Below are 14889 nucleotides of genomic sequence, written 5' to 3'. Positions count from 1 at the left end.
GTGCTTTTACGGTAAGCGTTAAGGCAGCTCTTCCTCTTCTTCGTCGAGCTCTTTCTTGGTGGGGATCAAATCTTCCCGCGATAGCTTCAGCGGCAGCAGCAGCGCTGCAGCAATATAGATAGAGGAGAAAGTGCCCACCACAATGCCAATCAGCAGCGCAATGGCGAAGTTCTCAATCATATCGCCGCCCAACAGTAGCAGCGCGAGCAGTACCAATAAGGTGGTGCCCGAGGTTGCCAGGGTGCGCGAGAGCGTGGCGTTAATAGCTTCGTTGAAGATCTGCGGCATATCGTCGATACGCGAGGTGCGGATGGCTTCGCGGACGCGGTCATAAACCACGATGGTGTCGTTCAGCGAGTAGCCGATGACTGCCAGGATAGCCGCCAGCACGGTGAGGTCAAAGTCGAGCTGGAACAGCGCAAAAACGCCGACGACGATGATCACGTCGTGCATTAGGGCCAGCAGCGCACCAATCGCAAACTTGTACTGGAAGCGGAAGGCGACATAGAGCATGACCACGCCGAGTGCGACCAGCATGCCCAGTCCGCTCTGGTCGCGCAGTTGGTCACCCACCTGGGAGCCAACAAACTCGGAGCGCACAAGGTCGACGCTATCGCCACTGGAGCGCAGCAGGTTAACCACCTCGCCACCCACATCGGCATCAAACGCCTGCTGGAGGCGGATCAGTACTTCTGTCGAGGCCCCAAAGGTTTGCACCGAGACATCTTGGAAGCCGCTCTCTTCGAGCAATACCCGAATGGCATCTAATGAAGGTGCAGCACCGTAGCGCACCTCAATCAGCGTGCCGCCAGTAAAATCCAGCCCGAAGTTAAGCTGTTGAAAAATGATGGCAGCAATCGACGCGATTAACATTGCAGCTGAGACGATATACGCAAATTTACGCCGCCCCATAAAGTCGATTTGCAGGTGTGATAGGGGTTTCATTACCACCTCTTAAGTTCTGGGCTAAGCACGTGGTTTAGAGCCATGCTGTTTAAATTCATGCTCTTTAAATCCACAGCTTTTTGACGGGTTTGCTGCCATAGGTCAGGTTGACCATGGCGCGAGTCACCATTAACGCCGTGAACAGCGACGTCAAAATGCCGATCGAGAGCGTGACGGCAAACCCTTTAACCGGGCCAGTGCCAATCGAGAACAGGATAACGGCCACCAGCAGCGTAGTGATGTTGGCATCGACGATGGAGGTGAAAGCGCGCTCATAGCCAGCCTGAATCGCCTGCTGAACCGACATGCCATTGCGCAACTCTTCGCGTATTCGCTCGAAAATTAGCACGTTGGCATCCACCGCCATGCCTAGCGTCAGCACGATACCGGCAATGCCCGGTAGCGTCAGCGTAGCGCCCAGCATCGACATTACCGCGACCAGCAGCGTTAAGTTCAGCGCCAGGGCGATGTTGGCAAATACCCCAAACACCTTGTAACGCACCAGCATAAACAGCACGACCAGCAGTAGGCCGATCTGGACTGATAGCAAACCACGCTCAATGTTTTCAGCGCCCAAGCTTGGCCCAATGGTGCGCTCTTGGACAAAGTAGATGGGTGCCGCAAGGGAGCCTGAACGCAGCAGCAGCGCAAGCTCAGCGGCTTCAGTAGGCGAGTCCAGCCCGGKAATCCGGAAGCTGTTGCCCAGCGCGCTTTGAATCGTCGCCAAGCTGATCAAGCCGCGCTCAACGTAGGGCTCGCGCTCAATAGTCTCTTCGCCCGTTTCCGGGTCGGTGACTACCGTGTCCTCGCTTTTGTGCTCGATAAMCAGCACCGCCATATTGCGACCAATATTGGTCCGCGTAGCGCGATTCATCAGCGTACCGCCGGTGCCATCCAGATCAATATTGACCTGCGGGCGGCCGTTTTCATCGAAGCTGTTGCTGGCGCTGGAAACACTGTCGCCGGTAATAATTACATCGCGCATTAGCTCAGCAGTGCGCGATGTGTCATTACGAAAGCCAAGCGTTTCTGTTTCGTTATCCGGCGTGTCGTTGCGCGCTTCCAGGCGGAATTCCAGGTTAGCGGTAGCGCCCACAATCCGCTTGGCTGCCACGGTATCCTGGATGCCCGGCAGCTCTACGACAATTTGGTTGGGGCCTTGGCGCTGCACCATCGGCTCCGCCACACCCAGCTCATTGACCCGGTTGCGCAGGGTGGTCAAGTTCTGGTTGATCGCGTAGTCCTGGATTTCGCTGACGGATTGATCACTCAGCGTCATCACCAGCGTTGAGGCGCGACCATCGCCCTCGCTGCTGTATTCAAAGTCAGGGAAGTCACGACTGATCAGGCTGCGCGCGGTATCGCGGTCTTCGGCGCTGGCAAAATCGATCGACAGCGAGCGCTCTTCGATATCGGTATTGCGGTAACGAATCCGCTCATCACGCAGCAGTTCACGCATGGCGCTGGCGTTAACCTCAAGACGCTGGGTAAGCGCCGCGTCCATATCCACTTCCAGCAGGAAGTGCACGCCCCCGCGTAAATCAAGGCCCAGCGTCATGGGTGAGGCGGAAAACGCCTGCAGCCACTCGGGCGTTGCTTCAGCGAGGTTCAGGGCTACCGTTGCCTCATCGCCTAACAGGTCAGTGGCAATGTCGCGTGCAGGAAGTTGATCATCGTCGTGGCGCAAGCGAATGAGCCACTGCCCGTTCTCTTCTTCGAGCGCTTTGATCGCAATATCGTTTTCGCTGAGCGCGGTTTCAACACGGTCTATCTGACGCGCATCCAGCGAGTCGCCTTGGGCGCTGCTAATTTGGATGGCGGGATCTTCGGGGAATAGATTGGGAAGCGAGTAGATAAGGCCAACCACCAGGACGACCAGTATCAGCAGATACTTCCACAGGGGGTAACGGTTGAGCATGCAAGCCCTGCCTTCAATTACAAACGGAATGCTGTGCACGGACACGCCGTGCACAGCAAAGTTCACCATCATTTATACCATGTCACCCCTGCCGGGGTGGCTGGCACTGGTCGGCAGGGGGAATTACAAGGTTTAGATGGACTTGATGGTGCCTTTAGGCAGTACGGCGGCAACGGCGTTCTTCTGCACGTTAACTTCGGTGCCTTCAGAGATCTCGATGGTCAGGAATTCGTCGCTCACTTTAGTAATACGACCCACCAAACCGCCGCCAATGACGATCTCATCGCCTTTATCCAGATTGGTGACCAGCTGCTTGTGCTGCTTAGCGCGCTTGGCTTGCGGGCGCCACAACAGGAAGTAGAAAATCAGCACGAAGCCAACCAGCATCACGATTTGCGCAATACCACCGCCAGCGGCGGCTTCTTGGGCATGGGCTGGTGAGATAAAGAAATCCAGCATTGCAGAGAACTCCTGAGTTAGAAAAGCTTAAGCTTGGTTTATAAAACTTGGTTTTAAAAACATAGTTTATAAAACATGGCCAAACAGTTTAAMCCACGCGCCAGGGCGCGTGGCGATTAATTCGCTAGGGCTGGCTTAGGGGAGGCACCGACAGGCCGCGCCGTGCATAAAAGCCTTCCACAAAGGCCGTCAATGTACCCGCTTCAATTGCCGCGCGCAAATCAGCCATTACACGCTGGTAGTAGCGTAAGTTGTGGATGGTGTTAAGCATCGAGCCGAGCATTTCATTACAGCGATCCAGATGGTGTAAATAGCCCCGGGAGAAATGCTGGCAGGTATGGCAGTCGCACTCTTCATCAAGCGGGCGAGTATCGAAACGATGCTTGGCGTTACGGATTTTAACCGTGCCTTCCGAGGTAAACAGGTGGCCGTTACGGGCATTGCGGGTAGGCATCACGCAATCGAACATATCCACACCCCGGCGCACGCCTTCCACCAGGTCTTCGGGCTTGCCGACCCCCATTAAATAGCGTGGCTTCTCATCGGGCATCCAGGTGGGCAGGTAGTCGAGCACTTTGATCATCTCTTCTTTAGGCTCGCCCACCGAGAGACCGCCAATCGCCAAACCATCAAAGCCGATCTCAAGCAGCCCTTTGAGCGAGCGTTCGCGCAGCTCAGGGTGCATGCCGCCCTGAATAATGCCGAACAGCGCGGAAGGCGAATCGCCGTGAGCTTCGCGGGAGCGTTTGGCCCAGCGCAGCGACAGCTCCATCGACTTCTCGGCTTCATCAAAGGTGGCCGGGTAGGGCGTGCACTCGTCAAAGATCATCACTACATCGGAGCCTAGCGAGCGCTGAACCGCCATGGACTCTTCCGGGCCCATAAAGACTTTGCTGCCATCCACCGGCGAGCGGAAATGCACGCCCTGCTCGGTGATTTTGCGCGTCTCGCCTAGCGAAAAGACCTGAAAACCGCCGGAGTCGGTGAGGATGGGTTTATCCCACTGGGCAAAATCGTGCAGGTCGCCGTGGGCTTCAATCACCTCGGTACCGGGGCGCAGCCAGAGGTGAAAGGTGTTACCCAGGATGATTTCGGCGCCGATCTCTTTGACGGAATCTGGCGTCATACCTTTTACCGTGCCGTAGGTGCCTACTGGCATAAACGCCGGGGTTTCCACCGTGCCGCGGGGGAAGTGGAGGCGGCCGCGGCGGGCGCGGCCATCGTCGGCCAGGCGCTCAAAGCGCATAAAGCATTCGTTTCGCATATAAAGTAACTCGTTAATCTCGTTCGTTTGGCGCGACGGGTGCAGGGCCAGCGGGTCAACAATCAGCAGTCAACAACTAGCGGGTCAGCAGCATGGCATCGCCATAGCTAAAAAACGCATAGCGCTCGGCCACTGCCCGTTGGTAGGCGTGCATGGTGGTGTCATAGCCCACAAAGGCGGAGACCAGCATCAGCAGCGTCGATTCAGGCAAATGGAAGTTGGTAATTAAAGCATCCACACAGCGCCACTGGTAACCGGGGTAGATGAAAATATCGGTGTCGCCGCTATAGGGCGCGATCTGCCCATCGCTGCTTTTCATGCAGGCGCTTTCCAGGCAACGCACGCTGGTGGTGCCGACCGCCACTACACGTTTGCCTGCTGCCAGGGTCTCGCGCACCTGCCGGCAGGTCTCTTCGGTAACTTCGATCCACTCGCTGTGCATATGGTGTTCAAGAATATTGTCCACCCGCACCGGCTGAAAGGTGCCTGCGCCCACATGCAGCGTAACAAAGGCGCGGTTAATACCTTTATCCGCGAGGGCATCCAGCAGCGGTTGGTCAAAATGCAGCCCCGCCGTAGGCGCCGCCACCGCGCCGTCACGCCGCGCGTAAACAGTTTGGTAGCGCTCACGGTCGCTGAGCTCATCTTCCCGGGTGATATAAGGTGGCAGCGGCATATGGCCGTGCTTTTCCAGCAGCGCAATCATTGGCGTATCGCCCAGAAAGCGCAGCTCGAACAGTGCATCGCGGCGGCCTTCTACGACGGCGTGAACGTCACCTTCGAAAATCAGCTCGGTACCAGGTTTCGGCGATTTGCTTGAACGAATATGCGCCAGGCCACGGTGAGCATCCAGCGGGCGCTCGAGCAGCATCTCCACCTTGCCGCCGCTGGCCTTATGGCCGTGCAGGCGCGCTGGAATCACCCGGGTATCGTTAAACACCAGCAGGTCGCCAGGCTCAAGAAGCTCAAGCAAATCAGGAAAGCGGCGGTGTTCCAACGCGCCGCTCTGGCCATCCACGCACAGCAAACGGCAGTCGCTACGCTGCTCAGAAGGGTAGCGAGCAATTAATTCGTCGGGTAGCTGGTAATAGAAATCGGAGCGCTGCATGAGGTAAAACGTTTCACCAGTGGTAGAAGGAGCTGAGAGCGGCCCAGCAGAGAGGCGATAGGATACTCGACTACTCGCTTGAAGTCAGGCGTGTCGGCGAGAGTTTCATAGCGAGGTTCTGGCAAAAGGATAAATGCTGCATATTTCTTCGATTAACCGGGAAGCAGCCAATGATAGCGGTCGGTGCTGACGCACAATAAGATGCGATTCCGCCTCAGCAAAGACGGGGTGAGCAATGCTTAGCGCTACTAGTTGGCCACGTGCGAGCTCATGCCTGAGGGCCACCGCTGGCATAAACGTTACCGCATGACCGGCCGATACGTACTGCTTCAGGGTCGCTAATGAATTGCTGACTAGGCTTGGCGKGAAGTGGCGTTTGTCGATGACTTCCACAGTGTCAACCAGTTGACGTAAGCCATAGCCCTGGGAAATCAGCCCGAGCGGGTAGTGAAGAATGTCATCCAGTGACAGTGGTAATGGAAGACAGTTAAGTGGATGGTCGGGGTGCATCACCGCGCATACTGGTTGGCACGCTGAGGCAATCGATTGAACGCCCGGTAGTAGGTGCGGTGAATAAGCGACCCCTAGGTGTGCATCTCCCTCCATCACCCGAGTAACTACCTGATTGACGCTCGCGTGGGTTACTTCAAAAAACAGCTGCGGATGTCGTTGGGAAAAATTGTTGATGACTTCACTCATCAAGGTGGCGCTGTAGCCTTCACTAATCGCTAGACGTAGCGTGCCTCTACTGAGGTTGTCTAGCTCAGAAAAATCACTTAACAGAGCTGTTTCCGCTGCTTGGCGCTCGCGCTGAAAATCCAGCAGCAACTCCCCCGCTTCAGTGGCGCGCACCCCACGCCCATGACGTTCCAACAACTTTACGCCTAGCTCGGCTTCCAGACGGGCAATTTGACGACTGATCACGGATGGTTCGATGTCGAGTTTATCGGCTGCCCGGCGTATAGAGCCTTGTGTAATGGCTTCGAAGGCGTAGCGCATTCGACGTGAATTAAATCCTTCCTTACTTAATGAGGGACGCTGTGACATGTCTGCTTCCATCTAATTAGCCAAGTGTTGCTCAATGGGCAACACTTTCATGATGCATTGGTCATTGCATGTCTGTCTATGCCACGCCTAGAGTGAAAAACATGATGCTGCTGCACTGCGTCATATACTTAAGTCTAGGAGTGGTGCATGAATATCTTGATCGCAGGTTTTCAGCATGAAACCAATACCTTTGCGCCTACCAGGGCGGGCTACTCAAGCTTTGTTCAAGGGGGAGGATTCCCCGCTCTATGTCGAACCGATGAGATACTTAAGTTAGAAAAGGTAAATATACCGATTGGAGGGTTTATCACTGCTGCCTTAGCCGATGGGCATCAGGTTTTACCAGTGATATGGGCAGCAGCAAGCCCTTCGGCGCATGTGACTCAGGAGGCCTTCGAGCGTATTTCCGGTGAAATAACGGCTGCTGCCGCATCAGACAGTTTTGACGCTATTTATCTCGATTTGCACGGGGCGATGGTTTGCGAACATCTTGCAGATGGCGAAGGTGAATTACTCGCTAGATTGCGTGAGATCGTCGGCAGTGAGATGCCAATAGTGGCTAGCCTTGACCTCCACGCTAATGTTACCCAGCGCATGCTTGAAGCCGCTTCGGGCCTGGTGGCCTTTCGCACTTATCCGCATGTGGATATGGCTGAAACGGGCGCCCTTGCAATGGGACTGCTCAAACGCATCTTCGATGGCGAGCAATTACACCTCGTGTCGCGGCGAATTCCTTTCCTTATTCCTATCTCCGCTGGCAGCACCTTTCTTGAMCCCGCCCAGGGTGTCTATCACGGGCTTGTCGAGCATGACCGGCGCAGTAATGGCATGTGCTCATTCGCCGCTGGCTTCCCTGCGGCCGACTTTGCTGAATGCGGGCCAGTGGTGTGGGGGCACGGGCCTGACCGTGAGCTATTAGAGACTGAAGTGGCAAGGCTTGCTGACGAAATCGTCACTCTTGAACCCCACTGGCAAGTCCCTTTCCTGACGCCTAAAGAGGCTGTTGCTGAAGCGATGCGGCTTGCGAGTGGTGAAAGCAAGCCAGTGGTTATCGCCGATACCCAGGACAACCCAGGTGCCGGGGGAGATGCAACCACCACCGGTATGTTGCGTGCGCTGGTGGAAGCGGATGCCCAAGACGCCGCCTTAGGGTTGATTTGTGACCCGGTGGCGGCTGCAAAAGCACATGCCGGGGGTGAGGGGGCACGGATTTTGCTTGCGTTGGGTGGAGAGCCAAGTGTTGGCGATGCACCACTGGAAGCCGAGTTCGAGGTGGTGCGCCTGAGCGATGGCCGCTGTCGTTTCGACGGCCCAATGATGCACGGCAATCAGGTCGATCTCGGCCCCAGTGCGCAGTTAAGAGTAGGTGGCGTGGCGATCTTAGTGACCAGTCGTAAGAGCCAACTACTAGATCGCAACCTGCTGCGCATGGTGGGTATTGAGCCTGAGGTAAAGAAGATTTTAGTGCTCAAAAGCTCGGTACATTTTCGTGCCGATTTTCAGCCGATCGCTGCGGCTATTTTGATCGCCAAATCGCCTGGCCCAATGGCGGCTGACCCCAGTGAGCTGCCCTGGCGCTACTTAGCGCCGGGTATCCGAACTCGTCCCATGGGAGAGCCTTTTGTTCCTCCTGATGAGGCTTCGCAATCTAATTTGGTTGGCCACTCAGAGTAGTTCTATCACCAAGAAAAAAGAGGTATCACGATGCAATCTACAGTATTGATTAAATCGTCTCCTGGCATGGTTCGGAGCCTGCTAAGTGCGMCGCTGCTCAGCTTTGGTGCAATGTCATTTGTTGCCGAGACTCAGGCGCAAACCGTCAACGCAGTTATGCATTCAGGGGTGCGGATCATTGATCCAATCCTGACCACGGCGCATATCACCCGTAATCACGGTTATATGGTGTTCGATACCCTGCTCGGCATGAATGAAGAGTTCCAGCCACAGCCGCAGATGGCCGATTGGGAAATCTCTGATGACGGCTTGGTATATACCTTCACGCTGCGCGACGGACTTACCTGGCACGATGGCGAGGCGGTCACCGCTGCCGACTGTGTTGCCTCCCTTGAGCGATGGGCAAAACGCGACTCCGGTGGTTTGATGTTGATGGACCATGTCGAATCGCTTGAAGCCAGCGACGAACGCACCATTACCCTGACCTTATCTTCACCGTTTAGCTATGTACTTGAGCTGCTTGCCAAGCCTTCCTCTGTTCCCGCATTCATGATGCCCGAGCGTCTGGCGAGCACAAGTCCTGAAGAGGCAATTCCTGAGCAGATCGGTTCTGGCCCTTTCCGTTTTGTTGCTGACGAGTTCCAGCCCGGTAATCGGGTTGTATATACCAAGTTCGAGGAGTACGTGCCCCGTGATGAGCCGCCAAGTTGGACGGCGGGCGGCAAGGTGGTCAATGTTGACCGCGTCGAGTGGATCACCATGCCCGACCAACAAACGGCTATTAACGCCTTGGGCAGTGGAGATATCGATTTCATTGAGCAGGTGCCGCTTGATCTGGCGCCGCTGCTTGAAACCAATGACGACCTAATCCTTGAGACACTCAGCGAGATGGGCAGCCAGACCATGGGGCGGATGAACTTCCTCTACCCACCCTTTGATGATGTGCGTATTCGTCAGGCGGCGATGCTGGCTATGAATCAAGAGGATGTGCTTGCGGCCTTGGTTGGCAATGCTGATTACTACGAAACATGTGGCTCTTTCTTCGGTTGCACGACGCCGTTAGGCAGTGATGCTGGTACCGATACCTGGATGGCCACAGGCGATCTTGAGCGAGCCCGCGAGCTGCTGGAAGAGGCCGATTATGATGGTACTCCGGTAGTCATGCTACAGCCCACCGATGTGGCAACGGTCTCTCCCCAGCCGGTGGTGGCTGCTCAAGCACTGCGTCAGGCCGGTTTTAATGTCGAAATGCAGCCGATGGACTGGCAGACGCTGGTGACGCGACGTGCCAGCCAGAATGATCCCGCGGATGGAGGTTGGAACATGTTCTTTACCAACTGGATTATCCCGGAAGTGTGGAATCCTATCGTCAACCCGATGCTCAACGCCCAAGGGCGAGAGGGTAGTTTCTTCGGCTGGCCCAAGGATGAAGAGCTGGAAGCCATGCGCCTGGACTTTGCCATGGCGGAGAGTGATGAAGAGCGGGAGCGCATCGCAGAGGCGATCCAAGTCCATGCGCTTGAACAGGTTATCTATGTGCCGCTAGGCGATTATCGCTCGGTCTCCTCCTGGTCCAACCAGCTCGACGGTGTGCTCAAAGGGCCTGTGCCGGTGTTCTGGAACCTGACTAAGAGCGAATAAGGTATTGCCAGKGCGCGAGGGACATTACGTTCGCGAGTGAACCTGCGCACTGGCCTTGTTATTCGACCATGCCTATCCACAACTCATAGCAGGCACCGCATGTTCGCTTACTTTATTCGCCGTATTTTAGCGTCGATCCCCGTTATGCTCGTGGTAGCGCTGTTTGTCTTTCTACTACTGCGCCTATCGCCAGGGGATCCGGCAGCCATTATTGCTGGGGATATGGCGAGTCCCGCTCAACTAGCCAATATTCGCGCTGCATTAGGGCTCGATCAGCCGCTGCATATCCAGTTCTTCGTTTGGCTTGGCGAGCTGGCGCGCGGCAATTTCGGCACATCGCTTATCTCACAGACCCCTGTGCTAACCATGATCGGGCAGCGTCTTGAACCAACCGGAAGTCTAGCGGTGGTAGCGATGCTGTTCACTGTGACTATCGCGATTCCGCTCGGGGTGATCGCCGCGTGGTGCCATGGACGGTTTCTCGACAACCTAGTGATGTCGGCCTCAGTGGTGGGATTTTCGGTACCGGTATTTGTGATTGGCTATTTATTGATTCRGTTGTTCGCCCTTGAGCTGGGCTGGTTGCCGGTGCAGGGCTTTCGAAGTCTCAGTGAGGGAATTGCTCCTTTCGCCAGCCGCATCGTGCTGCCAGCGCTAACGCTATCTTCGATCTATATCGCGCTGATCGCGCGCATGACTCGCGCCAGTATGCTCGAGGTGCTCGACGAAGATTATATCCGTACCGCCCGCGCCAAAGGACTTCCCGAGCGTGCGGTTCTCTTCCGTCATGCGTTGCGTAATGCAGCGGTACCGATTCTAACCGTGATTGGTACTGGCTTTGCCCTGATGATTTCTGGCGTTGTGGTCACCGAGAGCGTCTTCAATATCCCTGGTTTAGGGCGGCTGATTGTGGACGCCGTGCTGGCCCGCGACTACCCGGTGATTCAGGCGTTGATTCTGCTCACTGCCGGACTCTACGTGATTATCAATCTACTGATCGACCTCTCCTACGCGATCACCGACCCGAGGATTCGCTACTGATGCATGCCTCGCACTCCCACTTTACCGTCGCCCCCGAAGGGCGCGGCGTTAGCCGCCTACTGTCGCGACTAAGCCAGACTCGCCCGCAGGGAGTTACCCTGGCCGCTGGTCTTGTGCTGATCTTGATCGTCGCTGTCGCCCTGTTTGCACCTTGGCTAGCGAATCATGACCCGCTGGCGCTATCGCCCGCTAACCGCCTGAAGCCCATGGGGAGTGAGTTTTGGCTCGGCACCGACCCCTATGGACGCGATCTCTACTCACGGATTATCTATGGCGCCCGCGTGTCGCTAACTGTTGGGCTAGGGGTGGCCGTAACAAGTGTGGCTATAGGCTTACCGCTAGGCTTGTTGGCGGGTTACTTCCGTACCCTTGACGCCGTACTCATGCGAATCATGGATGGATTAATGGCGATCCCCGGCATCCTACTGGCAATTGCCATTGTCTCGCTCACCAGCGCCTCCCTATGGACGGTGATGATCGCGATTATGGTTCCCGAGATCCCCCAAGTGGTACGCCTGGTGCGCTCTCGAGTACTGGCGACGCGCGAAGAGGCGTTTGTAGAGGCCGCGATATTAATGGGGACCTCCACCCCTCGGCTGCTGTGGCGACACCTGATGCCGAGTACTTTAGCGCCATTAATAGTGCAGGGTACCTATATCTGCGCTTCGGCCATTCTCACTGAAGCCATCCTCTCCTTTCTGGGCGCGGGGATCGGTACTGAGACACCTTCATGGGGCAATATCATGTCTGAAGGTCGGGTCTATTTTCAGCTTAAGCCTTCACTTATCTTCTGGGCCGGGCTGCTGCTCTCTGCCTGCATCCTGTCGATTAATCTGCTCGGCGATAGTGCTCGCGACGCACTCGATCCGAAGATGAAACGGAGGATGTCATGATGGCGGACACCCCGATACTTGAGGTTGAAAACCTGGTTGTCGAAACCGCTGGGCATAAGCCTACGCGTATTCTGGACGCTATCTCATTCACCATTAGCGCTGGCGAGACGCTGTGCCTGGKGGGGGAGAGCGGTTCGGGTAAATCGGTCACCTCGCTTGCCACAATGGGMCTGCTGCCCCCCGGAGCGCTGGTCGCGCGCAGTGGGCAGATTCGGCTTGCCGGGGAGGATGTGCTCGCCGCCACACCGGCCCAGTTACGAGCCCTGCGCGGGCGGCATATGGCGATGATCTTTCAGGAGCCGATGACCGCGCTTAACCCGGTGCTAAGTGCAGGCCGCCAGTTGGACGAAGTGCTGTGCCAGCACACCTCACAAACAGCCCCGCAGCGCCGAGCCCGAGTGCTCGAAGTGTTTGAACAGGTCCATCTTCCTGACGTTGAGCGTATCTATACCAGCTACCCTCATCAGCTCTCGGGCGGCCAGCGTCAGCGCATCATGATTGCCATGGCGTTGCTACTTAAACCTCAATTGCTCATTGCTGACGAACCTACCACCGCCTTAGATGTGACAACTCAGCATCAGATTTTGGCGCTGATTAAACAGCTCCAGCGCGAGCATGGCACCGCGGTGCTGTTTATCACTCACGATATGGGCGTGGTGGTGGATATCGCTGATAGGGTATGCGTCATGCATCATGGCCAGCTGGTGGAAAGTGGCCCTGTTGACCAGGTGCTGGGTAACCCTCAAGAGGCTTACACCCAACGCCTGCTTGCCGCCGTGCCTAGCTTGTTGCCACGCCCGCCGCGGGAGGCCACCAGCAATAAAACCGTGCTGGAAGTGCAGTCGCTTGAAAAAGTGTTTAACGCTAACCAAGGCGTGTTGCGCTGGCTGCGTAAACCCGTAACGCCAACCCGCGCTGTGGATGATGTCAGCTTTGTGCTCAAACGCGGGCAAACGTTAGGTATTGTCGGGGAATCGGGCTCCGGCAAGTCGACGCTGGCGCGCTGCGTGATGCGACTTATTACCCCAACAGGCGGCAACATCAGGGTCAGCGGTAAGCAGATTACTGAGCTGCCTAAATCGATGCTCAAGCCGCACCGCAAACGCATCCAGATGATCTTCCAGGATCCCAATCGCTCGCTAAACCCGCGTATGACGGTGGGGCAGAGCCTAATTGAAGGGCCGACCAACTACGGTACGCCGCGCCGCGAGGCCCTGGCGCGCGGGCGTGAACTGCTCGAACTGGTGGGGCTCCCGGTTGATGCCATTGACCGCTACCCTCACCAGTTTTCCGGTGGTCAGCGCCAACGTATCGCTATTGCCCGGGCATTGGCCATGGAGCCCGAGGTAATCGTCGCCGATGAGGCAGTCTCCGCGCTGGATGTTTCGGTGCAAGCCCAGGTGCTGGCGTTACTCAGTGAGATACAGGCTCGTCTGGGTATTGCTGTGCTATTTATCACCCACGATTTACGCGTTGCCGCGCAGATTTGTGACGATGTGCTGGTGATGCAGCGTGGCCGCCTGGTCGAGTACGGCCCGGCGGCACAGGTGCTTGGCAAGCCCCAGGCTGAGTATACAAAACAGCTGATGGAAGCGGCCCCAGGGCGAGGTTGGGACTTCGCTGCCGGAATGCCAGTGGCGCAGCCCATCAACGCCTTTTCATAACGCTTGAATAGAATATGGAGAATATGATGACCACGATTGCCCGCATTGAAGAGTATGGCGATGAGCTGCGCGCTATCCGCCATGATCTACACGCCCACCCCGAAATTGGCTTTGAAGAGCAGCGAACCTCTTCCATCGTCGCGGGCCTGCTGAAAGAGTACGGCGTCGATGAAATTCACACCGGGATCGCCACCACCGGGGTGGTCGGCTTGATCCACGGTCGCCTTGGCCAGGGTAAGCGCATCGGACTACGCGCCGATATGGATGCGTTACCCATGGAGGAGGAGAGTGGTCTTTCGTTTAGCTCACAAACACCTGGACGCTTCCACGGATGTGGCCACGACGGGCATACCACCATGTTGCTCGGCACCGCCCGCTATCTTGCCGAAACCCGCAACTTTGCTGGCACCGTTGTGCTGATTTTTCAGCCTGCGGAAGAGGGGCTGGGCGGCGCTCGTCGCATGATTGCCGAAGGACTTTTTGAGCGCTTTCCTTGCGATGAAATCTATGGGCTTCACAACTCACCTTTGCATGGCCCCGGCGAAGTGGCGCTTTGTGCAGGTCCGGCGATGGCGGGTGCCGATTTCTTTGATATCACCGTGACCGGGCGCGGAAGCCACGGGGCAATGCCACATTATTCCCGCGACCCTGTGGTCGTTAGCGGCGCACTGATTCAAGCACTTCAGAGTATTGTGAGCCGGAATATCAATCCCCACGACCCGGTGGTGCTCTCGATCACTCAGGTACATTCTGGTTCGGCCTATAACGTTATKCCCCAGACAGCCACCCTGGCAGGCACCGTAAGAACCTTTTCCGACAGCGTTCGCGAGCAAACCCGTGAGCGTATGCGGACGCTGGTCGCTGGCATTGCGGCAAGCTATGAAGTTGATATCGATATCGACATTCGCGATGTTTTCAGCGTGCTGGAGAACGCCCCCATGCAGACGGAACTGCTCGCCGACGCCGCCCGGGAAATAGTCGGCGAGGCTAATGTAAGCACTGATAATCAGCCATTGATGGGCAGTGAGGATTTCGCGGATATGCTCAAGGTAGTACCTGGCGCCTACTGCTGGGTGGGCCACAGTGGCAATATCCCAGTGCATAACCCAGCCTTCGTGCTCGGCGACGATATCCTGCCGATTGGGGCCAGCCTATTTTCAAGGCTGATTGAAAATAGGCTGTCGCCCGGTGCATGAATTTTTACGGATCTAGCTGATAACCACATGCTTTTATTG

Annotated in this window: 12 protein-coding genes; 6 read left to right on the top strand and 6 right to left on the bottom strand. The window is 56.4% G+C overall.

Annotation, left to right across the window (positions count from 1 at the left end; genetic code table 11):
- Positions 1-18: 18 nt before the first annotated feature.
- From secF to HALO_RS19540, 6 genes are all read right to left on the bottom strand, one after another.
- A complete protein-coding gene (gene secF, locus HALO_RS19565) occupies positions 19-945 on the bottom strand; it encodes a protein translocase subunit SecF (RefSeq protein ID WP_035576680.1) in 927 nt (308 codons plus the stop codon).
- A gap of 64 nt (positions 946-1009) precedes the next feature.
- Complete coding sequence (gene secD / locus HALO_RS19560) at positions 1010-2863, bottom strand: protein translocase subunit SecD (RefSeq protein ID WP_050714216.1); 1854 nt, start codon at positions 2861-2863, stop codon at positions 1010-1012.
- 132 nt (positions 2864-2995) lie between these two features.
- Entirely contained in the window at positions 2996-3322 is a 327-nt protein-coding gene (yajC, locus tag HALO_RS19555) for a preprotein translocase subunit YajC (protein WP_007111584.1), read from the bottom strand.
- Between the two features lie 124 nt (positions 3323-3446).
- On the bottom strand, positions 3447-4568 hold the full coding sequence (gene tgt / locus HALO_RS19550) for a tRNA guanosine(34) transglycosylase Tgt (RefSeq protein ID WP_081899132.1): 1122 nt from the start codon (positions 4566-4568) through the stop codon (positions 3447-3449).
- 94 nt (positions 4569-4662) lie between these two features.
- Positions 4663-5694, bottom strand: a complete 1032-nt coding sequence (gene queA / locus HALO_RS19545; RefSeq protein ID WP_035576682.1) for a tRNA preQ1(34) S-adenosylmethionine ribosyltransferase-isomerase QueA — start codon at positions 5692-5694, stop codon at positions 4663-4665.
- A 105-nt stretch (positions 5695-5799) separates the two neighbouring features.
- Positions 5800-6741 (bottom strand): LysR family transcriptional regulator, encoded by a 942-nt coding sequence (locus tag HALO_RS19540; protein WP_172821687.1) that lies wholly within the window; start codon positions 6739-6741, stop codon positions 5800-5802.
- 147 nt (positions 6742-6888) lie between these two features.
- On the opposite strand from HALO_RS19540, the gene HALO_RS19535 reads away from it, so the two are divergent.
- The 6 genes from HALO_RS19535 (at position 6889) to HALO_RS19510 (ending at position 14850) form a co-directional block, all read left to right on the top strand.
- Entirely contained in the window at positions 6889-8415 is a 1527-nt protein-coding gene (locus HALO_RS19535; RefSeq protein ID WP_050713899.1) for a M81 family metallopeptidase, read from the top strand.
- A gap of 30 nt (positions 8416-8445) precedes the next feature.
- On the top strand, positions 8446-10056 hold the full coding sequence (locus HALO_RS19530; protein WP_050713898.1) for an ABC transporter substrate-binding protein: 1611 nt from the start codon (positions 8446-8448) through the stop codon (positions 10054-10056).
- Positions 10057-10155: 99 nt separating this feature from the next.
- Complete coding sequence (locus HALO_RS19525) at positions 10156-11097, top strand: ABC transporter permease (protein ID WP_050713897.1); 942 nt, start codon at positions 10156-10158, stop codon at positions 11095-11097.
- On the top strand, positions 11097-11990 hold the full coding sequence (locus HALO_RS19520) for an ABC transporter permease (protein ID WP_081899012.1): 894 nt from the start codon (positions 11097-11099) through the stop codon (positions 11988-11990). The genes HALO_RS19525 and HALO_RS19520 overlap by 1 nt, the downstream gene beginning before the upstream one ends.
- Positions 11987-13654, top strand: a complete 1668-nt coding sequence (locus tag HALO_RS19515) for an ABC transporter ATP-binding protein (protein ID WP_231896762.1) — start codon at positions 11987-11989, stop codon at positions 13652-13654. Before HALO_RS19520 ends, HALO_RS19515 begins: the two co-directional genes overlap by 4 nt.
- 26 nt (positions 13655-13680) lie before the next feature.
- Entirely contained in the window at positions 13681-14850 is a 1170-nt protein-coding gene (locus HALO_RS19510; protein WP_050713896.1) for a M20 aminoacylase family protein, read from the top strand.
- The last annotated feature ends 39 nt before the right edge of the window (positions 14851-14889 follow it).

The sequence above is a fragment of the Halomonas sp. R57-5 genome (assembly GCF_900070345.1).
GTDB lineage: Bacteria > Pseudomonadota > Gammaproteobacteria > Pseudomonadales > Halomonadaceae > Vreelandella > Vreelandella ventosae_B.
This window is presented reverse-complemented; position numbering and strand designations above follow the sequence as displayed.

Excerpts from the sequence above, each read along its gene's own strand:
- tgt (WP_081899132.1), bottom strand. The coding sequence starts at position 4,568 with ATGCGCTTTGAGCGCCTGGCCGACGATGGCCGCGCCCGCCGCGGCCGC.
- queA (WP_035576682.1), bottom strand. The coding sequence starts at position 5,694 with ATGCAGCGCTCCGATTTCTATTACCAGCTACCCGACGAATTAATTGCT.
- HALO_RS19520 (WP_081899012.1), top strand. The coding sequence starts at position 11,097 with ATGCATGCCTCGCACTCCCACTTTACCGTCGCCCCCGAAGGGCGCGGC.
- secF (WP_035576680.1), bottom strand. The coding sequence starts at position 945 with ATGAAACCCCTATCACACCTGCAAATCGACTTTATGGGGCGGCGTAAA.
- yajC (WP_007111584.1), bottom strand. The coding sequence starts at position 3,322 with ATGCTGGATTTCTTTATCTCACCAGCCCATGCCCAAGAAGCCGCCGCT.